Source organism: Ferrimonas marina (genome assembly GCF_900129905.1).
In the GTDB taxonomy this organism is placed as follows: Bacteria; Pseudomonadota; Gammaproteobacteria; order Enterobacterales; family Shewanellaceae; genus Ferrimonas; species Ferrimonas marina.
The window spans coordinates 708,226-729,447 of the sequence record NZ_FQXG01000002.1; the positions used below are offsets into that span (position 1 = coordinate 708,226).

At 61.8% G+C, this 21,222-nt stretch carries 19 protein-coding genes and 2 tRNA genes; 9 read left to right on the top strand and 12 right to left on the bottom strand.

The features are described 5' to 3' along the window. The first annotated feature begins 28 nt into the window (after positions 1-28). The 3 genes from pflB (at position 29) to BUC04_RS06840 (ending at position 4,006) form a co-directional block, all read left to right on the top strand. Positions 29-2,311 carry a formate C-acetyltransferase gene (pflB, locus tag BUC04_RS06830; protein WP_067664361.1) on the top strand — a complete coding sequence of 761 codons (2,283 nt, stop codon included), beginning with the start codon at positions 29-31 and terminating at the stop codon, positions 2,309-2,311. Positions 2,312-2,512: 201 nt separating this feature from the next. Next, on the top strand, positions 2,513-3,253 hold the full coding sequence (pflA, locus tag BUC04_RS06835) for a pyruvate formate lyase 1-activating protein (RefSeq protein WP_067664363.1): 741 nt from the start codon (positions 2,513-2,515) through the stop codon (positions 3,251-3,253). Positions 3,254-3,361: 108 nt separating this feature from the next. Continuing rightward, positions 3,362-4,006, top strand: a complete 645-nt coding sequence (locus tag BUC04_RS06840) for an energy-coupling factor ABC transporter permease (RefSeq protein ID WP_067664365.1) — start codon at positions 3,362-3,364, stop codon at positions 4,004-4,006. A gap of 306 nt (positions 4,007-4,312) precedes the next feature. Here BUC04_RS06840 and yfbV read toward each other — a convergent pair whose 3' ends face one another. Beyond that, entirely contained in the window at positions 4,313-4,750 is a 438-nt protein-coding gene (gene yfbV / locus BUC04_RS06845) for a terminus macrodomain insulation protein YfbV (RefSeq protein ID WP_067664367.1), read from the bottom strand. A gap of 267 nt (positions 4,751-5,017) precedes the next feature. On the opposite strand from yfbV, the gene BUC04_RS06850 reads away from it, so the two are divergent. Beyond that, positions 5,018-6,211, top strand: coding sequence for an acetate kinase (locus BUC04_RS06850; protein WP_067664369.1), 1,194 nt, complete (start codon positions 5,018-5,020; stop codon positions 6,209-6,211). A 57-nt stretch (positions 6,212-6,268) separates the two neighbouring features. Next, a complete protein-coding gene (gene pta, locus BUC04_RS06855; RefSeq protein ID WP_067664371.1) occupies positions 6,269-8,407 on the top strand; it encodes a phosphate acetyltransferase in 2,139 nt (712 codons plus the stop codon). Between the two features lie 173 nt (positions 8,408-8,580). Here pta and BUC04_RS06860 read toward each other — a convergent pair whose 3' ends face one another. From BUC04_RS06860 to BUC04_RS06875, 4 genes are read right to left on the bottom strand one after another with little or no spacing between them, the layout of a single operon-like run. Next, on the bottom strand, positions 8,581-8,970 hold the full coding sequence (locus BUC04_RS06860; protein ID WP_067664372.1) for a CBS domain-containing protein: 390 nt from the start codon (positions 8,968-8,970) through the stop codon (positions 8,581-8,583). Then, positions 8,967-9,317 (bottom strand): P-II family nitrogen regulator, encoded by a 351-nt coding sequence (locus tag BUC04_RS06865; protein WP_067664374.1) that lies wholly within the window; start codon positions 9,315-9,317, stop codon positions 8,967-8,969. The genes BUC04_RS06860 and BUC04_RS06865 overlap by 4 nt, the downstream gene beginning before the upstream one ends. A gap of 8 nt (positions 9,318-9,325) precedes the next feature. Then, the gene (locus BUC04_RS06870) at positions 9,326-10,075 is read right to left on the bottom strand and encodes a DUF1538 domain-containing protein (protein ID WP_143165563.1); all 750 of its coding nucleotides are present in this window, start codon (positions 10,073-10,075) and stop codon (positions 9,326-9,328) included. Continuing rightward, entirely contained in the window at positions 10,066-10,788 is a 723-nt protein-coding gene (locus BUC04_RS06875) for a DUF1538 domain-containing protein (RefSeq protein ID WP_234977363.1), read from the bottom strand. The genes BUC04_RS06870 and BUC04_RS06875 overlap by 10 nt, the downstream gene beginning before the upstream one ends. A gap of 147 nt (positions 10,789-10,935) precedes the next feature. Between BUC04_RS06875 and BUC04_RS06880 the strand changes: the two genes are divergently transcribed. Beyond that, the gene (locus BUC04_RS06880) at positions 10,936-11,361 is read left to right on the top strand and encodes a hypothetical protein (RefSeq protein ID WP_073325665.1); all 426 of its coding nucleotides are present in this window, start codon (positions 10,936-10,938) and stop codon (positions 11,359-11,361) included. Here BUC04_RS06880 and ggt read toward each other — a convergent pair. The 3 genes from ggt to BUC04_RS06895 form a co-directional block, all read right to left on the bottom strand. Continuing rightward, complete coding sequence (ggt, locus tag BUC04_RS06885) at positions 11,358-13,079, bottom strand: gamma-glutamyltransferase (protein WP_067664383.1); 1,722 nt, start codon at positions 13,077-13,079, stop codon at positions 11,358-11,360. The two genes, BUC04_RS06880 and ggt, sit on opposite strands and share 4 nt — an antisense overlap. A 514-nt stretch (positions 13,080-13,593) precedes the next feature. After that, entirely contained in the window at positions 13,594-14,496 is a 903-nt protein-coding gene (locus BUC04_RS06890) for a class I SAM-dependent methyltransferase (protein ID WP_067664385.1), read from the bottom strand. Next, positions 14,493-15,581 (bottom strand): AI-2E family transporter, encoded by a 1,089-nt coding sequence (locus BUC04_RS06895; RefSeq protein WP_067664387.1) that lies wholly within the window; start codon positions 15,579-15,581, stop codon positions 14,493-14,495. Before BUC04_RS06895 ends, BUC04_RS06890 begins: the two co-directional genes overlap by 4 nt. 39 nt (positions 15,582-15,620) lie before the next feature. Between BUC04_RS06895 and folX the strand changes: the two genes are divergently transcribed. Together folX and BUC04_RS06905 are read left to right on the top strand one after the other, a co-directional pair. Further along, positions 15,621-15,989, top strand: coding sequence for a dihydroneopterin triphosphate 2'-epimerase (folX, locus tag BUC04_RS06900; RefSeq protein WP_067664389.1), 369 nt, complete (start codon positions 15,621-15,623; stop codon positions 15,987-15,989). A gap of 10 nt (positions 15,990-15,999) precedes the next feature. Next, a complete protein-coding gene (locus BUC04_RS06905) occupies positions 16,000-16,893 on the top strand; it encodes a TIGR01777 family oxidoreductase (protein ID WP_067664391.1) in 894 nt (297 codons plus the stop codon). Positions 16,894-16,918: 25 nt separating this feature from the next. On the opposite strand, the gene BUC04_RS06910 is transcribed toward BUC04_RS06905, so the two are convergent. Together BUC04_RS06910 and BUC04_RS06915 are read right to left on the bottom strand one after the other, a co-directional pair. Then, positions 16,919-19,390: an ABC transporter permease gene (locus tag BUC04_RS06910; RefSeq protein ID WP_067664392.1), complete on the bottom strand. Its 2,472-nt coding sequence runs from the start codon at positions 19,388-19,390 to the stop codon at positions 16,919-16,921. Next, positions 19,387-20,073 (bottom strand): ABC transporter ATP-binding protein, encoded by a 687-nt coding sequence (locus BUC04_RS06915; protein WP_067664394.1) that lies wholly within the window; start codon positions 20,071-20,073, stop codon positions 19,387-19,389. The genes BUC04_RS06910 and BUC04_RS06915 overlap by 4 nt, the downstream gene beginning before the upstream one ends. Between BUC04_RS06915 and BUC04_RS06920 the strand changes: the two genes are divergently transcribed. Continuing rightward, on the top strand, positions 20,072-20,680 hold the full coding sequence (locus BUC04_RS06920; protein ID WP_067664396.1) for an arylesterase: 609 nt from the start codon (positions 20,072-20,074) through the stop codon (positions 20,678-20,680). The two genes, BUC04_RS06915 and BUC04_RS06920, sit on opposite strands and share 2 nt — an antisense overlap. A 160-nt stretch (positions 20,681-20,840) precedes the next feature. Here the strand turns inward: BUC04_RS06920 and BUC04_RS06925 are convergent. Further along, positions 20,841-20,916: transfer RNA gene (locus tag BUC04_RS06925), tRNA-Val, on the bottom strand. Positions 20,917-21,136: 220 nt separating this feature from the next. Beyond that, positions 21,137-21,212, bottom strand: a tRNA-Val gene (locus BUC04_RS06930). Positions 21,213-21,222 lie beyond the last annotated feature (10 nt).

A 21,222-nucleotide genomic window follows, 5' to 3' on the forward strand; every position in this document is an offset into this window, starting at 1 on the left:
CCTCGGAATGTACGAGAAGGTAGATCTCATGACTGATAAAACCGAACTGTTCTCCCAAGCCTGGGACGGTTTCGCCGCTGGCGACTGGAAGACTGAAGTCAACGTTCGTGACTTCATCCAGCAAAACTACACCCCTTACGAAGGCGACGAAGCCTTCCTGGTCGGTGCCACCGACGCCACCAACACCCTCTGGGAAAAGGTGATGGAAGGTATCCGCATCGAGAACAGCACCCACGCTCCGGTGGATTTCGACACTGACAAGGTGTCCACCATCGATTCCCACGACGCGGGTTACATCAACAAGGATCTGGAAACCATCGTCGGTCTGCAGACCGAAGCACCGCTCAAGCGTGCCATCATCCCCAACGGCGGTATCCGCATGGTTCAGGGTTCCTGCAAGGCCTACGGCCGTGAGCTGGACCCGACCATCTCCAAGATCTACAGCGACTACCGCAAGACCCACAACGCCGGTGTGTTCGACATCTACACCCCAGAGATCCTGGCTTGCCGTAAGTCCGGCGTACTGACCGGTCTGCCGGATGCCTACGGCCGTGGCCGTATCATCGGTGACTACCGTCGTATGGCCCTGTACGGTGCCGATTTCCTGATGGCCGACAAGAAGGCCCAGTTCGCCTCCCTGCAGGACGACTTCGAGAACGGCGTTGACCTGTCCTACACCATGCAGCTGCGTGAAGAGATCGCCGAGCAGCACCGTGCCCTGGGTCAGATGAAGACCATGGCTGCGGCCTACGGCTACGACATCTCCGGCCCGGCCACCAACGCTCAAGAAGCGATCCAGTGGACCTACTTTGCCTACCTGGCGGCGATCAAGTCCCAGAACGGTGCGGCCATGTCCCTGGGCCGTGTGTCCACCTTCCTGGACATCTACATCGAGCGCGACCTGAAGAGCGGTGTGATCACCGAAGAGCAGGCGCAGGAGATGGTTGACCACTTCGTCATGAAGCTGCGTATGGTTCGCTTCCTGCGTACCCCGGAGTACGACGAGCTGTTCTCCGGCGACCCGATCTGGGCCACCGAGTCCATCGGCGGCATGGGTCTGGACGGCCGTACCCTGGTGTCCAAGACCGCGTTCCGTTTCCTCAACACCCAGTACACCATGGGCCCGTCTCCGGAGCCGAACATGACCGTACTGTGGTCTGAGCAGCTGCCGGAAGGCTTCAAGAAGTACTGTGCCAAGGTGTCCATCGATACCTCCTCCATCCAGTACGAGAACGACGACCTGATGCGTCCGGACTTCAGCTCCGACGACTACGGCATCGCCTGCTGTGTATCCCCGATGATCATCGGTAAGCACATGCAGTTCTTCGGCGCCCGTGCCAACCTGGCCAAGACCCTGCTGTACGCAATCAACGGCGGTGTGGACGAGAAGTCCAAGGCCCAGGTAGGTCCGGATCTGGGAGCCATCACCGACGAGGTGCTGGACTACGAGACCGTTTACGCCAAGCTGGACACCTTCATGGACTGGCTGGCCAAGCAGTACGTCACTGCCCTGAACAGCATCCACTTCATGCACGACAAGTACAGCTACGAGTCCGCTCTGATGGCGCTGCACGATCGTGACGTGATGCGCACCATGGCCTGTGGTATCGCCGGTCTGTCCATCACTGCCGACTCCCTGGCGGCCATCAAGTACGCCAAGGTGAAAGCGGTCCGTGACGAAGACGGCATCGCCACCGACTTCGAGATCGAGGGTGACTACCCGAAATTCGGTAACAACGACCCGCGCGTAGACGACATCGCCTGCGAACTGGTAGAGAGCTTCATGAACAAGATCCGTTCCCTGAAGACCTACCGCAACGCGGTTCCGACCCAGTCCGTTCTGACCATCACCTCCAACGTGGTGTACGGTAAGAAGACCGGTAACACCCCGGACGGCCGTCGTGCCGGCCAGCCGTTTGCCCCGGGCGCCAACCCGATGCACGGCCGTGACGAGTCCGGTGCGGTTGCCTCCCTGACCTCCGTGGCCAAACTGCCGTTTGCCCACGCCAAAGACGGGATCTCCTACACCTTCTCCATCGTTCCCGGTGCCCTGGGCAAGGACGACAACGGTCGTCGTGCCAACCTGGCTGCCCTGATGGACGGCTACTTCAAGCACACCGACAGCCGTGAAGGTGGTCAGCACCTGAACGTCAACGTGATGAACCGCGACATGCTGCTGGATGCCGTTGAGCACCCGGAGAAGTACCCGCAGTTGACCATCCGTGTTTCCGGCTACGCCGTTCGCTTCAACGCTCTGACCAAAGAGCAGCAGCAGGACGTGATCACCCGGACCTTCACCCAGTCCATGTAAGACTGAACCGAAGGACAACAAGCCCCGCCCGCTGGCGGGGCTTTTTTTCGCCTGCACGGTGTCGCTGGTGAAAATTGCGGCGCTCACCACGTTGGCGGGAAAAATCTTATAGTAGGATGAGACCAGGCTTCGCTATCATGCTCGCACTCTTGCCACTTTCATGATGCAAGTCACTAAATAACATAGGTTCTGGAGCGGATTATGGGCGTCATCGGACGCGTACACTCTTGGGAAACCTGCGGCACCGTCGACGGCCCGGGGATCCGATTTATCGTCTTTATGCAGGGCTGCCTGATGCGTTGCCAGTATTGCCACAATCGCGATACCTGGGATCTCGAAGGGGGCAAAGAGGTGACCGTGCCTCAGCTGATGGAGCAGCTGGTCAGCTACCGTCACTTCTTCGAAGCCAGTGGTGGCGGTATCACCGCCAGCGGCGGCGAGGCAGCACTGCAACTGGAGTTTGTCCAGGAACTGTTTGCCGCATGCCGGGCCGAGGGGATCCACACCTGCCTCGACACCAACGGCATGGTGCGCAAGTACACCCCCATCGTTGACGAGGCGTTGGCGGTGACCGATCTGGTGTTGTTGGACATCAAACAGATGGACGACGACGTGCACCAGAACCTGGTCGGGGTCTCCAACAAGCGTACCCTGCAGTTCGCCGAGTACCTGGCCAAGATCGGCAAGCCCACCTGGATCCGCTACGTGGTGGTACCGGGCTTTACCGACGATGACGACTCCGCCGAGGCCCTGGCCCAGTTCCTGGCACCGATGGCGAACGTTGAGAAGGTGGAGATGCTGCCCTACCACGAGCTGGGCAAGCACAAGTGGGAAGCGCTAGGCGAGACCTACCCGCTGGACGGCGTCGCGCCACCCAAGAAGGAAACCATGGAGCGCCTCAAGGGGATCTTTGAGCGCCATGGCCTGACGGTCAGCTACTAAATACTCCCCTATTAAAAAATCGCCGGCCACCGCCGGCGTTTTTTTTGCTGGGTTTCCCATTGCTTGCTGACTTACACTCAGCCTTGAGTGGTAGCGATGGAGTGCGGTATGGGGACGGAACTGAATCTGATTGCGGTGGTGCTGTTTGCGCTGCTGCTGGGCTGGGCCGGCAGGGACAGTGCCCTGTGGCACAACTGGCGCACCTCCCGTTACTTCCATCTCACCATGCTGGTGGCGGTCGCTACCCTCTGCCTGTGGCGTATCCGCGCCGGGATCTACGAAGGGCTGGATCTGCACTTTCTGGCGATCACCCTGGTCACCCTGATGTTTGGCTGGCGCACCGCCTTGCTGGTGCTGTCCGCCGCCCAGACCGGCCTGTTGCTGGCGGGGGTGGACCTGTGGCAGCACGCCGGCGCCCTATTCTGGCTGGGCATCGCCCTGCCGGTGGGCTTCAGTTACCTGTGGCTGTCGCTGTGCCACAACCTGCTGCCGAAAAACCTGTGGGTCTATGTCTTCGTCGGTGCCTTCCTCAATGGCGCCCTCACCTTCGTGATCCGTACCCTGGGCCTGGCCCTCTACTACCAGGGCAGCTACGACTGGTCCCTGGTGATGGACAACTACGTGGTGCTGATCCCGCTGTTCATGTTTCCCGAGGCGATGCTCAACGGCTTCCCCACCACCATGCTGGTGGTCTACAAACCGGACTGGCTGGCCACCTGGGATGAGCGTCGCTACATGCAGGACAAGGACTAACACCCCACCGAGTAAGCTCGACTCTCCTCCCGGATGGTACCCCTGCCCCTGGCTCGACCCCGCCGGCTTGAACCTGCTGCGACTTCATTGGCGCAATGGGGCCAGCGCCGAGCCAGCACGGCTCAGCCCAGGATGAGAGCAACCAGCGGACACGACCCGTCATCCGGGTGTCTGGTTAACTGAGCAGGGAATACCCGCTGGGGCAAAGGCCTGACCGGGTTGGCGAGGTGTTTACACAAGGGGATAAAGGGGCAGAAAAAATGAACGCCGCCTCAAAGGGCGGCGCCTGGTCACGACACGGCGGCCTCAGTGGTCACACCAAAAGGCGTCGTCGAGGCGTCGGAACGCTCGTTCTAACAGACACGCCATGTGTCGATATTGGGACTGTGGCATTAATGGTGCCACCTCACAGCCGGCTTCCACCAACCGTGCTCTGACCTCCTTACACCAGTTGAGGACCGGTAGCGGCAGGGGTTGTACCGACCGCCACCCTAACCAGTATAGACCCTGCAGCGGGATGCTGATGATCAACATCGCCTGGGCCAGCGCCACTGGCAGGATCTCGCTGCCCATGGCACTGATCTGGAACGCCAAGCCCAGCATCGCCACCACCGGCAGCCAGCGCAGGCCAAATCGGGTTGCCCGAATGACGCGCTCCTCCGGGAAGCGACCCGCCAGCACCGGGTGCAGCGGCCACGCTTTCATGTAGCGATGCCCTTCGTGAAGGCGTTCGATCAGTTGCATAGGAAAAAACTACCTCTGGTGAGTGAATCGGATCACAGATCCGTCATCTGTTACACCGTAGCACAATTACCCCCGCGCCGGAATCGGGTAAAATGGTCATACCTTAGTGGTGATCGCGGTCTATCTAACGGAAGCCGCGAACGAATTTGTGTGAGAGAACGCGCATTCATGCCACGACTATACTGATAGTTTTCTATCCTCCCTCGCCGCTGGCGACTGCAAATCGCGTCCGTCACCGGTGACCAACATACTCTGTTAGGTGTTGAAATAATGAGCAAACTTGTTCTGGTTCTTAATTGTGGTAGCTCCTCTCTGAAATTTGCCGTGATCGACGCGCAAAGCGGTGACGAGCATCTGTCCGGTCTGGCTGAGTGCTTCAACCTGGTCGACGCTCGCATCAAATGGAAGATGGATGGCAACAAGGAACAAGCCGAACTGGGTGCCGGTGCAGCCCACCGTGAAGCCCTGGACTTCATCGTAAACACCATCCTGGCCTCCAAGCCGGAACTGAAAGAGCAGTTGGTTGCCATCGGTCACCGTGTAGTACACGGCGGCGAGAAGTACACCAAGTCCGTACTGATCGACGACGCCGTGGTTGCCGGCATCGAGCAGTGCGCCTCCCTGGCCCCGCTGCACAACCCGGCTGCGCTGATCGGTATCCGTGCCGCCCAGGCCTCCTTCGGGGCCCTGCCGCAGGTTGCCGTGTTCGACACCGCCTTCCACCAGAGCATGCCGAAGCATGCTTACGCCTACGCCATCCCGCAGAAGCTGTACCGTGAGCACGGTATCCGCCGCTACGGCATGCACGGCACCAGCCACCTGTTCGTTTCCCGCGAAGCAGCCCAGGCTCTGAGCAAAGACGTGAACGACACCAACGTCATCACCTGTCACCTGGGTAACGGCGGCTCCGTCACCGCGGTACGCGGCGGCAAGTCCGTTGACACCTCCATGGGCATGACCCCGCTGGAAGGTCTGGTAATGGGCACCCGCTCCGGCGACCTGGACCCGGCCATCATCTTCCACCTGGTGGACAACCTGGGCTACACCCTGGACGAAGTGAACAACATGCTGAACAAGCAGTCCGGTCTGCTGGGCCTGTCCGAGCTGACCAACGACTGCCGTGGCATCGAGGAAGGCTTCGAAGAGGGCAACAAAGGCTGTACCCTGGCACTGGAAGTGTTCTGCTACCGTCTGGCCAAGTACGTTGCGTCCTACACCGTTCCGCTGAAGCGCGTTGATGCCATCGTCTTCACCGGCGGTATCGGTGAGAACTCCGATCTGATCCGCAAGAAGGTGCTGGAGCACCTGGCCATCTTCGGTTACCAGGTTGACGATGAGAAGAACCTGGCGGCGCGCTTCGGCGGTGAAGGCGTAATCACCAAAGACGGCACCCCGGTGGCGATGGTGATCCCCACCAACGAAGAGTTCGTTATCGCTTCTGACGCTCTGGGCCTGATCTAAGACCCTAGTGACCATCGGGCTCCTTCGGGAGCCCGTTTTCCGTGATAAGAGGAATGTATGTCTCGTTCTATCATGTTGATCCCGGTAGGTACCGGGGTTGGGCTGACCTCCGTCAGCATGGGCATGGTCCGTGCCCTGGAGCGCCAAGGCGCCAAAGTAAACTTCTTCAAGCCGATCGCCCAACAGCGTCCCGGTGACCATGGTCCGGAGCGTTCCACCACCATCCTGGGTACCTCCCCCACCATCAATCCGCCGGAGCCGTTGGCGATGAGCTTCGCCGAGCAGTGCATCACTGCCGGTGACACCGACGTGCTGCTGGAAGAGATCGTGGCCGCCGCCAAGCCGACCGAAGCCGACACCGAGGTGCTGGTGGTCGAAGGCCTGGTACCCACCTCCAGCCACCCCTTCGCCAACACCCTCAACTGGCGCATCGCTAAGGCGATGGACGCCGACATCGTGCTGGTGATCAACCCGGGTGCCGACAGCGCTGCCCAGGTACAGAGCCGCCTGGAAGTGGCGGTCAACAACTTCGGTGGTAAGGGTAACAAGCGTATCCTCGGCGCCATCGTCAACAAGATCGGTGCCCCGGTGGACGAGTCCGGCCGTGCCCGCCCGGACCTGTCCGAGGCGTTCGATCACGACAACGTGGTGCGTGGCAGCCAGTCTGAGATGTTCCACCTGTCCGCCAACAGCCCGGTGCCGATCCTCGGTGCGGTGCCCTACAACCTGAGCCTGGTGTCGCCCCGCGCGTCCGATCTGGCCAAGCACCTGGGTGCCCGCATTGTTAACGCCGGTGAGATGAACACCCGTCGCCTGCGTCGCGTCAGCTTCTGTGCTCGCTCCATCCCCAACATGATCGGCCACCTGCAGGCCGACTCCCTGCTGGTGACCTCTGCCGACCGTGAAGACGTGGTGGTTTCCGTCTGTCTGGCGGCGATGAACGGCATGAAGCTGGGCGCCCTGCTGCTGACCGGTGGCTACGAGCTGGACGAGCAGGTTGAAGCCCTGTGCCGTCAGGCCTTCGACACCGGCCTGCCGGTGTTCATGGCGGACACCAACACCTGGCAGACCGCGCTGAACATCCAGAACTTCAACCATGAGATCCCGCTGGACGACATGGGTCGGATTGAGGAATCCCAGAACTTTGTGGCCTCCCACATCGACCGCAAGTTCATCGAGAGTCTGACCGACAACTCCAAGCGTGAGCGTCGTCTGAGCCCGCCAGCGTTCCGTTACCAGCTGACCGAGCTGGCCCGCCAGGCTGGCAAGCGCGTAGTGCTGCCGGAAGGGGACGAGCCGCGTACCATCAAGGCCGCCGCCATCTGTGCCGAGCGTGGCATTGCCGAGTGTGTGCTGCTGGGTAACCCGGCGGAGATCCGCCGCGTGGCCGAACAACAGGGTGTGACCCTGGGCGAAGGGATCGAGATCGTCGATGCCGAAGCGGTTCGCGAGCGTTACGTTGCACCGATGTGCGAACTGCGTCGCAACAAGGGCCTGACCGAGGTGGTTGCCCGTGAACAGCTGCAGGACACCGTGGTGCTGGGCACCATGATGCTGGCGCAAGGCGAGGTCGATGGCCTGGTCTCCGGTGCCGTGCACACCACCGCCAACACCATCCGTCCGCCGCTGCAGCTGATCAAGACCGCACCGGGTTCCTCCCTGGTGTCTTCCATCTTCTTCATGCTGCTGCCGGACCAGGTGCTGGTCTACGGTGACTGCGCCATCAACCCGGATCCGAACGCCGAGCAGCTGGCAGAGATCGCCATCCAGTCCGCCGATTCCGCCAAGGCCTTCGGCATCGAGCCCAAGGTGGCGATGATCTCCTACTCCACCGGCAGCTCCGGCTCCGGTGCCGACGTAGAGAAGGTGCGCGAGGCCACTCGCATGGCCCAGGAGAAGCGTCCGGACCTGGTAATCGACGGTCCGCTGCAGTACGACGCCGCGGTGATGCCCAACGTGGCCGCCTCCAAGGCGCCGAACAGCCCGGTTGCCGGCCAGGCCACGGTGTTCGTGTTCCCGGATCTGAACACCGGTAACACCACCTACAAGGCAGTACAGCGCTCCGCAGACCTGATCTCCATCGGTCCGATGCTGCAGGGCATGCGCAAGCCGGTGAATGACCTGTCCCGCGGCGCCCTGGTGGAAGACATCGTCTACACCATCGCGCTGACCGCGATCCAGGCCAACGCCGAATGATGAAAAAGCCGGACTGATTCAGTCCGGCTTTTCTCTTTCTGGGCCATTCGTCCGCCCCTGGCGCAATTCTGAACTCTTGATTTAATCTGTTTAAGTTCATAGAGTTAAGGATTATCCAAAGGCGTTTCAACAGGCTTGTCCACAGATTCTGTGGATAACCCCTCGCTGCACCCTCAGGTTACGCTCTTCAGCACCAAGTCCCGGTAGCTCACCAATCCCAGGATCTTGCCATCCCAGCTTACTGGCGCCTGGTTGATGCCAAAGCGTTCAAACAACCGAGCGCAATAGCGCACATCCATGGTCGGGGCCACCGAGATCACCGGCTTGGACATGATCTCGTACAGATTGACCCGCTCCGGCGCCCGATCCCGGGCCACGACCTGTTTGCCGATGTCCGAAAGCAGCACCAAACCAAACTCGTCGCTGTCATCCCGCTTGTTGACGATGATCGCCTCAGCCCCACTGGCCACCAGGGTATCCAGTGCCTCCTGCACCGTCGCCAGACCATCCATCCCCTGCCAGCGCTGGGTCATCACCTGCTGCACCTGCGTCCTTGCGGTCATAGTGCGTCCTCCACTTTCTCACTTAAGCTCTGGATCTGGTGAGCGACCCCCACCGCATCCTCCACGTCGATCTGCAGCGCAATGCCGGTGCCCGGGGTGTGGTCAAACTCCCCTACCTCCGCCAGGGTCTGCAGTATGGTTCTTGCCAGGTGCTGCTCCACCACAAACAGCAGGACGTCCCGCTGCAGCTCCAGGTTCAGGCCAAAGAAGGTCTTCTTCGGGGTGATCCCCTCCCCCCGGGCGTGATTGATCAGGGTCACTCCGGTGGCGCCGGCATCTCGGGCGGCGCGGATGATCCCCGGGGTCTGTTGATCGTCCACAAAGGCGATGATCAGTTTGAAGCGCATGGTTCACCTCATCCGGTTGAGCGGCGCTGACGCCACTGGTTGAGTTGGGCATAGCCCATCACGGTCATGATGGGAAACAGGCTGGCAAAGGCGATCAGGCCAAAGCCATCGATCAGTGGGCTGCGGCCGGGAATGGTACTGGCCAACCCCAACCCGAGGGCCGCCACCAGGGGGACGGTGACGGTCGAAGTGGTGACCCCGCCGGAGTCGTAGGCCAGGGGCACGATAGCGGGTGGGGCGAAGCGGGTCTGGATCACCACCACCAGATAGCCGCTGAGGATGTACCACTGCAGCGGATCCCCCACCACAATGCGGTAGCTGCCCAGGGCGATGCCCACCGCCACACCCAGGGCCACCGCCAGCCTCAGCCCCAGGGCACGGATGGTGCCGCCGCTGATCTCCTCGGCCTTAATCGCCACGGCGATGAGCGAAGGCTCGGCGATGGTGGTGGCGAAGCCGATGGCAAAGGCAAACAGGTAGACCCAGTAGTAATCCCACCAGTCCTGGCCCTGGATAAAGTCCGGGGCAGTCAGCTGGCTGGCCATCAGCTCCCCCAGCGGAAACAGTGCCTGCTCCAGCCCCACCAGGAACAGTGCCAGCCCCACCACCACACAGGCCAGCCCCACCAGGATCTGGGGAAACTGGCGCAGGGGCTGACGCAGTACCCCGTACTGGAAGCCAAACAGCACCAACACGATGGGGGCCACATCGGCCAGGGTATCCAGCAGGGTGCGCCACAGCTCCAGCATCAACTCCATGCTTGCAGGATCCCGAACAGCAGCACGAAGATGATCGGCAGCAGGGAGGCGAAGGCGATCAGGCCAAAGCCATCGAGCATGGGGTTGCGCCCCTCGATGCTGCTGGCCAGCCCCACCCCGAGGGCGGTCACCAGGGGTACGGTGATGGTGGAGGTGGTGACCCCGCCGGAGTCATAGGCGATGCCGATGATGGTCTGGGGGGCGAACAGGGTCAGCAGCATCACCAGCAGGTAGCCGACGATGATCATCGCCGGCAATGACCAGCCCAACAGGATCCGCAACACCCCCAATACAATAGAGGCCCCCACCGCCAGGGCGACGGTCAATCGCAGTTGGTCAGCGTAGGCCTGCTGGGCGGCAGCCTCGGTGGCGATCTGACCGGCCATCGCCGCCACCTCGGCGGCCTCCTCTGTCACCGCGATCAGGGCCGGCTCCGCCACCGTTGTGCCAAAGCCCAGCAGAAAGGCAAACAGCAGCAGCCAGAACAGCGAGCCGCGACGGGCAAAGGCCCTCGCCAGGGTCTCACCAAGAGGGAACAGCGCCAGCTCCAGGCCATAGATGAACAGCGTCAGGCCCAGCACCACCAGCAGCAGGCCCACCAGGATGGTGACAATGCCGGGCAGCGGCTGCTCCAATACCAACAGCTGGAAAAATGCCACCACCAGCACGATGGGGGCCAGATCTCGGCAACTGCCCAGTAAGGTTCGCAACATCGGCAGCGCCATCGCCTATTCCCCAGGTTCATTTCGTTACATTTATTTAACCTAACAGAGCCGGGCAACACTTTGACAGCGATCAATTCGGCTTGGCTTGATCTGCCATAGGGCCGAGGCATACTGGGGAAAAAACAAGGAGAGACAATGAGACACTGGCTATTGCTGCCACTGCTGCTGTCGCTGATGGCCTGCGGCCCCAGCCCTCAACAGCAACGACCGGAGCGCACCGCCATGCGCTTCTTCCAGGCGCTGTACGTAGACGAGGACGTGGCCACGGCCCAGAGCCTGGTGGCCCCGCATCTGGCGGAACTGATGGCCCACTATCGACTGCCCAGCCAGATCCAGCGCAACCTGTTTGGCCTGCGCATGACCGAGGTGAGCCTGGACATCACCGAGATCAACATCGATTTCTTCCGCCGCAACAGCGACGGAGTGGAGGTACTGGTTCAGCTGGCCGGCTACCGGGGCGACCAGTACCTGGTGGAGGATCGGCGGGTCAAACTGGAACGGATCGACAACCGCTGGCTGATCAGCGAGTTCTTCGACGACCCCTTCAACAGCGGCGGCTAGCCCCCCGCCGCAGTCCCCTCTCGGCGCGGATCCGCCGCGCCGACCCAACCCTGCTCGGTCCGCATCAACAGCTGGATACCGCTATTGAGGGCGCCCTGCCTGACCTCGTACCCCATCGCCTCCATCGCCTTTGGCAAGGCCGGATCGGTGCGCTCCGATTCCAGCATCAGGTAATCGTTACGGTGGCTGATCCGGGGCAGTGCCAGCGCCTCAGCGGGGGAGAGCTGGAAGTCCATTAACGCCACCAGCGCCTGGCTGACGTAGCCGATGATGCGGCTGCCGCCGGGGGAGCCGATGGCGAGCCAGGGCTCACCGGCGGGGTTAAGCACCAGGGTGGGCGACATGGAGGATCGGGGACGCTTACCCGCTTCAACCCGGTTGGCCAGCGGCGCGTTGGCCGGCCCTGGGTCCCGGGCAAAGTCGGTCAGCTGGTTGTTGAGCAGGAAGCCTCCCACCATCACCGTGGAGCCAAAGCCCATCTCGATGCTGCTGGTCAAACTGACCACGTTGCCCGCCTTGTCTGCCATCACCAGGTGTGTGGTGGAGCTCAGCTCTTCGGTGCTGTCCGGGGCGCGCTGCTGCTGGAACTGGCCCGGCAGGGCGGTGCCACCGTCCCTGGCCGCCGTCAGTGCACTACCGCGGCCCTTGAGGTAGTCGCGGTCCAGCATCTGGCGCACCGGCACCGGGATAAAGTCTGGATCGGCGGCGTAGCGATTGCGATCGGCATAGGCGATACGTGAGGCCTGACTGAACAGGTGGGTGAAATCGGCACTGGTGGGGGAGATGCCGCTCAGATCGTGGGGCTCCAGCAAAGTCAGGATCTGGGCGATGGCAACGCCACCGGAGCTCGGCGGTGCCATGCCGCACACCTGGTGGCGTCGATAGGCGCTGCACAGCGGCTGACGCCACTGGGGGCGATAGCTGGCCAGGTCCTCCAGGGTTAGCAAGCCCGGGCGATCCGGATCCTGCTGCACCGCGGTCACCATCTGCTGCGCCAGCTCGCCCTGGTAGAACCCCTTGGGCCCCTGGGCGGCGATCCGCTTGAGGGACAGCGCCAAAGCAGAGTTGGTCAGGGTATCGCCGGCCCGCAGCCACTGGCCGTTGGGCGCGAAGTAATCATGGGCAACCCCGGGACGCTTCAGCCCGGGGTTGAACTCCCGGGCCAGCAGGCCAGCCAAACGGGGGGACACCTCAAAGCCCTGCTCGGCCAAGGTGATGGCCTCGTCAAACAGGCTGGACCAGGGCAGCTTGCCGTAGCCCAGGTGCGCTTCATAGAGGGCAGCAACGGCACCAGGTACACCTACGGCCCGGCCCCCCACCACCGACTCGACCCAGCTCAATGGCTGGCCCTTTTCATCGAGAAACAGCTCGGGACTGGCCTTGGCCGGAGCCACCTCACGGCCATCCAGGCTCAATACCTGCTCGGCCTTGGCGTCCCACAGCAGCATAAAGAGTCCACCACCGATGCCGGAGGATTGCGGCTCGGTCAGGGTCAGTACCATCTGGGCAGCAATGGCGGCGTCCACCGCGGAACCGCCCTTGGCCAGGATCTCCGCTGCAGCCCGGGTCGCCAGGGGATTGGCGGTGGCTGCCATGTACTCAGCCCCCTGGGCCTGCCCCCGGGCCTCAAAGCCCGTTGCCGCCTCAGGTTCGAGCTCTTCGGCCGCCAGGCCGACTGCCGTCACCCACCCCAGAACTGCCCACCAACGCCACTTCATCCGGTTACTCCACCGCCACATTCAGGACCCACAGTCTGCGTCAATGCTGGCCATGGTCGCAACCATTTCAGCCGCTGAGAAAACAGAAACAGCGGCCATAGGCCGCTGTTTCTTCTGTACTTCTTCGATTAATCGAGGAAGGACTCTTCATCCAGATCGGTCGGCAGCTCTTCGGCCACTTCGTCCTGCAGCTGGTAGTAGGCGTCCTGATACTCTTGTACTTCCATTTCGGTGTCCTCTGCCGTAGATCACGCTTCTCAAACCACAGGCGAATGATAGCAGCAAGCGCAAAATGTTGCTACTAAGCTGTTGTTTTTATTGAATTTGTAGTTTATTTACAGCAGAAATTACATAACCGGCTGATCACTGGTCAGCTTTGACATGGAATGTTGGTAATAGCACGTAGAAAATCCCCTGGCCGGTACCGCCCTGAATGGGCTGTAGGCCACTGCGGGCACAAAAAAGCCCACCCGGGCGACCCGGGTGGGCGGTCATCATCGGCAGGGCATCGACCCTAGGGCTGGCGATAATGCAGCACCTTGAGGGCCCGGTCTGGATCCACATCGGGAAAGCTGGCCGGGTTGGCCAGTTGTTGCTGGTATTGCAGCGACGGCGCCACCTCCGCCACCTGCTGCTTGAGAAAGGCCCGGGACAGCTCCGGGGCATTAAGGCAGAGCAGCACATCACCCTGGGGGGCGACCAGCTCGGGCAGGCGACGCAACAGGCGGGCATAGTCCTTGGTGGCCACGAAGCTGCCCTTTTGAAAGCTCGGCGGATCCACCACCACCAGATCATAGGGGCCCAGTTTGTTGAGCTTACCGAAGCTCTTGAACAGGTCGTGGCCAAGGTAGCGGACGCCGTGGTCAAAGCCGTTGCGCAGATGGTTACGCTTGCCCTGCCCCAGTGCCGGCTTGCTCATGTCCAGGTTGACCACCTCCTTCGCCCCCCCGGCCATGGCAAACACCGAAAACGCACAGGTGTAAGCGAACAGATTCAGGACCCGCCGCCCCTGGGCATGCTGACGCACCCAGGCCCGGCCCTCGGCCATGTCCAGGAACAGGCCATGGTTCTGACCCCGGGCCAGGTCGACCTCAAAGGCCAGCCCGCCCTCCTCCACCCAGTGGGACTGCGGCGGGGCCTGGCCTACTACATCGGTTTGCGCCGGTGAGGTATGGCGGTCTTGCCAGACCAGGCTGAAAGGGGCATCGGACACCCCCTGCCACCAGTGTTGCAGCTGACTGATCAGCGCACTGCGCTGCTGCGACTCGAGCGGGACAAAGTGGGTGAACAGCAGGCTTGGGGGAAACCAGTCCAGGGTGATCCCCTCCAGCCCCGGGAAGCAGTAACCCCGGCCATGGAGCAAGCGACCACAACCTGCCTCCGGCAGGGCGCTGGGCAGATGTTCAAGCAGGTTCACGCGGAGGTCTCCGAGCTGGCTTCAGAGGTGTCGCCACGGGGCACCACCGGCTGGGGCTCCCCCTCCAGCAGCACGGCAAACCAGCGACCGGAGTTGGACGACTCCAGGCCAATCTTGACGATCATGGTCAAGGGCACCGACAGCAGCATCCCCACCGAGCCCAGCAACCAGCCCCAGAAGATCAAGGAGAGGAACACCACCAGGGTCGACAGACCCAGGGTGCGCCCCATCAGCCGGGGTTCCACCAGGTTACCCATGATCATGTTGGCGGCCACATAGATGGCGGCCGCCGCCGCTGCAGAGCCAAAGCCGAACTGCAGGAAGGCCAGGATCACCGCCGGCACCGCGGCAATGATGGAGCCGATGTTGGGGATGTAGTTAAGCAGGAAGGCCACCAAGCCCCAGAGCAGGTAGTAGTCCACCCCAATGAGGTAGAGGCCCAGGCCGCAGAACACCCCGGTGGCCAGGCTGACCAGGGTCTTTATCGCCAGGTAGCGATTGACCGACTCAAGGAAGCGATCGATCTGCTGCAGGCGCATCTCGGGGTCATCCAGGGCATAGTGCAACTTTCGATTGATCCCGTTGCTCTCCAACAACATAAACACCACTGCCAGGACAATCAGCAGGGTATTGGCCATCAACCCGCCTAAACTGGTGAGGATATCGGTGGCCAGGCTCATGATACGACCGGGGTCAAATTGCTCTCGCACCTGCTCAGTGGAGAGATGGATGTTGAACTGCTCCAGGAACATGACCAGGGGGTGAAGCTGGCCGGTGAGCTGGGCCCGGTACTCGGGCAGCTGGGAGCGGAAATCCACCACGGAGCTGCCCACCAGCGCGCCCATCCAGACGCTGAGCAGCACGACCACGACCATCACCAGCAGGATGGCCAGGACGCGGGGGATCTTGACCCGGGTCAGCAGTTTCACCAGCGGGCTGCAGATGATGGCGATGAACATCGCCAGCAGAAAAGGCACGACAACGGTGCTGGCGGCCTTGATGCCGGCCAGGATCACCATCACAGAGGCGAGAAAAACGGCAGTGCGAGTTGCTACCGAGGCTTGATCAAAGGGCGATGGAGCCATTAGCTTGATAACCATAAACCATGGAAAGAGTAAAACATTATGAAGCAAAACCAGGCGGTTATTCGAATTAAAAATTTGCGGTTGCGCACCTACATCGGCATCAACGAGGACGAAATCAAGAACAAGCAGGACGTGGTGATCAACGCCACCATCTACTATTGTGCCGACCGGGCCAGCAACAGCGACAACATGGACGACGCCCTGAACTACCGCACCATCTGTAAGGCGATCATCCAGTTGGTGGAGAACAACCGCTTCGGCCTGCTGGAGAAACTGACCCACGATGTCCTGAGTCTCTGCACCGAGCACCACTGGGTGGAGATGGCCACGGTGGAGATCGACAAGCCCCACGCCCTGCGCTTTGCCGACTCGGTGTCACTGAGCCTGAGCTGGCACAAACCCGAATAAGGAGTGCGTCATGCAGATCCTCATCACCGGAGCCACCGGCTTTATCGGCAGCACCCTGGTTGCGCGACTGAGCGGCCACCGCCTGACTATCCTCAGCCGGGACCCTCAGCGCGCCCAGCAGCAGCTGGGTGACCAGCATCGCTACCTGCGTGCCCTGGCCACCCTGACGGATCTGAACGAGTACGACGCGGTGATTAACCTGGCGGGAGAGCCCATCGCCTCCGGTCGCTGGACCGCCAGTAAGAAGCGGGCGATCTGCGACAGCCGTTGGGAGATCACCAAGAAGCTGGCAGCGCTGCTGGAAAACAGCACCGAGCCGCCCAAGGTGTGGCTCAACGCCTCCGCCATCGGCATCTATGGGCCGCGGGATGCCACCCCGGTGGATGAGAGCACCACCCTGCTGCCGTTGGATTTTGCCGCCCAGGTGTGTGAGCACTGGGAAACCTTTGCCAAGCGGGTCGAGCAGCATACTCGGCTGTGCATCATCCGCATCGGCCTGGTGCTGCACCCAGAGGGTGGCGCGCTGAAAAAGATGTTGCCACCGTTTCGACTGGGGCTGGGTGGCCCCATCGGCAACGGCGCGCAGATGATGTCCTGGATCCACCGGGATGACCTGATTGGCCTGATGCTGCATCTGCTTGAGCACGACTCTGCCGCGGGGATCTTCAATGGCACCGCCCCCAACCCGGTGAGCAACCGGGATTTCAGCAGTGCACTGGGCAAGGCGCTGGGTCGTCCGGCGATCTTGCCGGCCCCTGCTTGGGCGATGAAAGCCGCCCTGGGGGAAATGAGTGAGTTGTTACTGACCGGCCAGGCGGTGTTGCCCAGGGCGGTGGAGGCCAGCGGCTACCAGTTCCAATACCCGGAACTGGAGGCGGCGCTGGCCAACCTGTTCAGCCGCTGATTGTCGACATGCGTTGGCCGTGGCGTTAACCACTGGCCAGCAGCGCAGCACAGCGGTTGTGCAGCAGACGGCGGCAAGCCCAGCGGCCCAGCACACCGATCAGCAGAGCGCCCCCTAGCGGGATACTCCACCACCAGTTCCAGTGGGGTTGCACCACCAGCTGGAAAAGCTGGGTCTTAACCAGGAACAGCACCAGCTCTGCCACTGCCACCGCCAATATGCCGGCCAATGCGCCCAGTAGGGCAAACTCCCAACTTACCGCCCGTTTCAGCAATGAGCCTGACGCCCCCAGGGTGCGCATGATCGCCAGCTCCTGGCGACGGGATGCCATCCCCGCCTCGGTTTGGGCAAACAGCAGCAGGCTGGAAGCGGCCAGTACCACCAGCAAGACAAAGCCCAGCGCCGCCGCCACCTGATCAACCACCTGACGCAGCTGCTCAATCATGGTGCCCACGTCCAGTACCGACACGGTAGGGAAGCGCTGCGCCATCTGCGGCACCAGGTCAGGCTGCCCCTCGGGATGAAGGAAACTGGCGATGTAGGTCGAGGCAAAGGGGGCCAGGGTCTCCGGTGGGAAGATCATGAAGAAGTTGGGCTGCATGGTCTCCCAGTTGACCTTGCGCAGGCTGGTGACCCGGGCGGTAAAGGTTTGCCCCTCGACAGTGAAGGAGAGGGTATCGCCGAGGCCAATTCCCAGTCGCTCAGCCACCTCCAGCTCCACCGAAACCTCATCGGTGGCATCGGGGCTGTACCACTGCCCTGCCTCGATGGGGTTGTTGGGCGGCAGCTCGATGCGATAGGTCAGGTTCAGCTCGCGGCCGATGCCCCGGGGCCCTTCCGGCTCCGGGTCTTCCTTGGTTACCCGGCGCTGTACCGTCTCACCGTTGATGGCGGAGAGTCGGCCACGCACCACAGGGTAAAGATCGGTAGCGACCACATTGCGCTCGGCTAAAAAGGCGTCCATCGCCTCGGTCTGGTCCGGGGCAATGTTAACCAGGAAGTGGTCCGGGGTGCCCTCGGGCAGCTGGGACTGCCAGTCCTGCAGCAGGTCCTGGCGCAGGGCCAGTACCGTCAGCAGCAACATCAGCGCGACAGAGAAGCCCACCAGTTGCAGCACGTTGTCGTTGGCGCGTCGGCGCAGGCCCGCCAGGGCCAGCTGCAGCGGCGAGCCGGTACGCATGCCCAGGGTTCGGCCCCAGCTGAGCATGCCCCAGGCCACCGCGGCCAGCAGCAGGGTCAACAGGCCGGCCCCAGCCAACAGGATCCAGGTCATTACCCAGCTGCCGCTGTAGAGCCAGGCCAGGCTGGCCAGGGCAACAATAGACAGCGCGGCATTAAGCCCCATGCCCAGATGGGCGGGTTCGATATCACGACGCAGCACCCGCAGTGGCGGTACCGACATCAAGCGCAGCATGGGGTAGAGGGTAAAGCCGATGGCCGCCACCAGTCCGGTGGTGCAGCCCAGGGCGACCGGGCGCCACAACTGGGTGGGTGCCAGGGTATCCCGCAGGGTCTCGGGCAGGGCCCAGATAAGCCCTTGGGCCATCAACAGGCCGCTGGCCAAGCCCAGGGCGATCCCCAGCAGGGTGGTCAGGCCCAGGTGCAGGGCGAAGATCCCCCGGACCTGGCGATGACTGGCGCCCAGGGTCTTGAGCATCGCCACCACGTCGTAATGACGCTGGCAATAGCGTCGGGCCGCCACCCCAACCGCGGCGCAGGCCAGGGCGATACCGAACAGGGTAGCCAGCAACATAAACTGCTCAGCCCGCTGAATAGCCCGGGCCAGTGGTGTTTCCTGGTTACGAACATCCTGCCAGCGCTGGCTGGTGGTCAGGGTTGGCAGCAGCTGGTCCTCGAAGGCCTTGAGCGCCGTAGCGCTGCCAGCGAACTGGTAGCGCCAGGTCAGACGACTGCCGGGTTGGACCACGCCGGTGGCTTCGACATCGTCCAGCCGCATCAGCACGGTCGGGGCGGAGGCAAAGACATTGAAGCCGCCATCGGGCAGACGAGCGAAGGCGCCGGTGATCTCAAGCTCACTGTTGCCGAGCTCAACTTGTTCACCGTTGGCCAATTGATTGTGCAAGCGACCATCGATCCACAATGCCCCGGCGGCCGGCAAGAGTCCGGGTAGGGGCAGCAGGGGGTCAATCTGCCCACGTAAGGGGTAGCCATCGCTGACCGCCTGGACAGACACCAGCTGCAGGCCCGTATCGGTAAACAGCATCGATTGGAAGCTCAGGGTCTGGGCGGTTTCCAGGCCCAGATCCCGAGCCTGTTGCAACAGCGTCTCGTCGACTGGTTGTGGGGAGACCAGCACCCGGTCTGCAGCCAGAAACTGGGTTGCCTCGCTGAGTAACCCCTGCTTTAACCGCTCACTGATCAATCCCAGGCTGGTCACCGCTAACACCGCCAGGGCCAGGGCGGCGGTGATCAGCTTCAGCTGCCCGCCAAACAGCTCGCGACGGAACAACCGCCATGCTAGAGGCCAATGCTTCATGCCACCTCCAGCTGACCGCTGACCATCTCGATCTGGCGCTGACAGCGTTGGGCCAGAGCCAGGTCATGGGTGACCAGCACCAGGGTGGTGCCCTGCTCACGGTTCAGCTCAAATAGCAGCTCCTCGACCCGCTGACTGTTGGCGTGATCAAGGTTGCCGGTGGGTTCGTCGGCAAACAGGATGTCGGGGTGGCTGGCGAAGGCACGGGCGATGGCGACGCGCTGCTGCTCCCCGCCAGAGAGTTGGTTAGGAAAGTGGTCCTGACGATTGGCCAGACCGACCCGACGCAGCAGCGCCAGCGCCTGTTGCTGGGCATCGTCTCCACCGGCCAGTTCGATGGGCAGCATCACGTTCTCCAGCGCCGTAAGGCTGTCGACCAACATAAACGACTGAAAGATGAAGCCAACAGAGCGCCCGCGCAGGGCAGCACGCTGCTCCTCGTCCAGCTGGTGCAACGGCTCGCCGGCGAGCCAGATCTCACCGCTGCTGGCGCGATCCAATCCGGCCAGCAGGGATAGTAAGGTGGATTTGCCAGAGCCCGAAGGGCCGATGATCGCCACCGACTCCCCCTGCTTGACATCCAAATTTACCCCGTTGAGGATCGTGAGGTTTCCGTCCAACGTATCTACACGGCGAAACAGGCTGTTTACCGTGATTACTGAACTGTCCTGGAGAGAGGTCATGTTGCGATCCTTGCTGAGGTTTGTCTTTGTCATTGTCTTGGTGTCGGCGTCGGCAAATGCGAAGCCGGTCTCTATTCTAATACTGGGCGATAGCCTCAGCGCAAGTTATGGAATGACAGAGCAGGAAGGGTGGGTGCATCTGTTGCAGCAGCGCCAGCCGGATCTGCGTCTGATTAATGCCTCGATCAGTGGCGAGACCACCGACGGGGGCTTGCGACGTTTACCGGGGTTGCTTACGCGACATCAGCCGGACTGGATCTTCGTAGAACTGGGTGGCAACGACGGTTTGAGAGGCTTTCCGCTGACCCTAACCGAGCAGAACCTGGAGCAGATTGTGGCGCTTGGACTGGACAGTGGCAGCCAGGTTTTGCTGTCAGAGATCCTGCTGCCGCCGAACTACGGTCGTCGCTACACCGAGGCGTTTCAGGGGATTTTTGAGCAGCTGAGCGACCGCCACCAGGTTCAGCTGGTGCCCTTTTTTATGCGCGATATTGCCATCGACCCCGAGCTGATGCAGGCGGATGGCATTCACCCCAATCAAAGCGCTCAGCCGCTGATCGCTGACACCCTGGAGCCCTGGTTTTTAAAGACGTTACCGGCGCAGTAAAGGAAGGCTATCCGCTGTTAGGGTTGAGTTGGCCAAGCCGACGGAGCCCGTCCGGAGCAAGGCTTGCATCACGGGGCAAGAATCGGCCTGGGTTAAACACAAAGCCACCGCAATGCGGTGGCTTTTTGGTGTTCGCTGGCCGAAAGACAGCAACATAAGATGGTGGGCGATACCGGGCTTGAACCAGTGACCCCCTGCTTGTAAGGCAGGTGCTCTCCCAACTGAGCTAATCGCCCCAACACTGCAAAGGTGCTAAGCCTTGAGTGGTGCCAAGCCTGACGTGGCGGCAAGGAACCACTGCAAGACACCAACTATAGTGGCTACCGGCGTGGATACCCAACCACTGGCGGCCCCTTTACAGCAAGCCAGATTTGGTCGGGCTTAAAATCAGATACAAAAAAGCCACCGCAATGCGGTGGCTTTTTCATGAGCTGCCGTAAAGGCAGCATCTTAAGATGGTGGGCGATACCGGGCTTGAACCAGTGACCCCCTGCTTGTAAGGCAGGTGCTCTCCCAACTGAGCTAATCGCCCCAATCCTGGG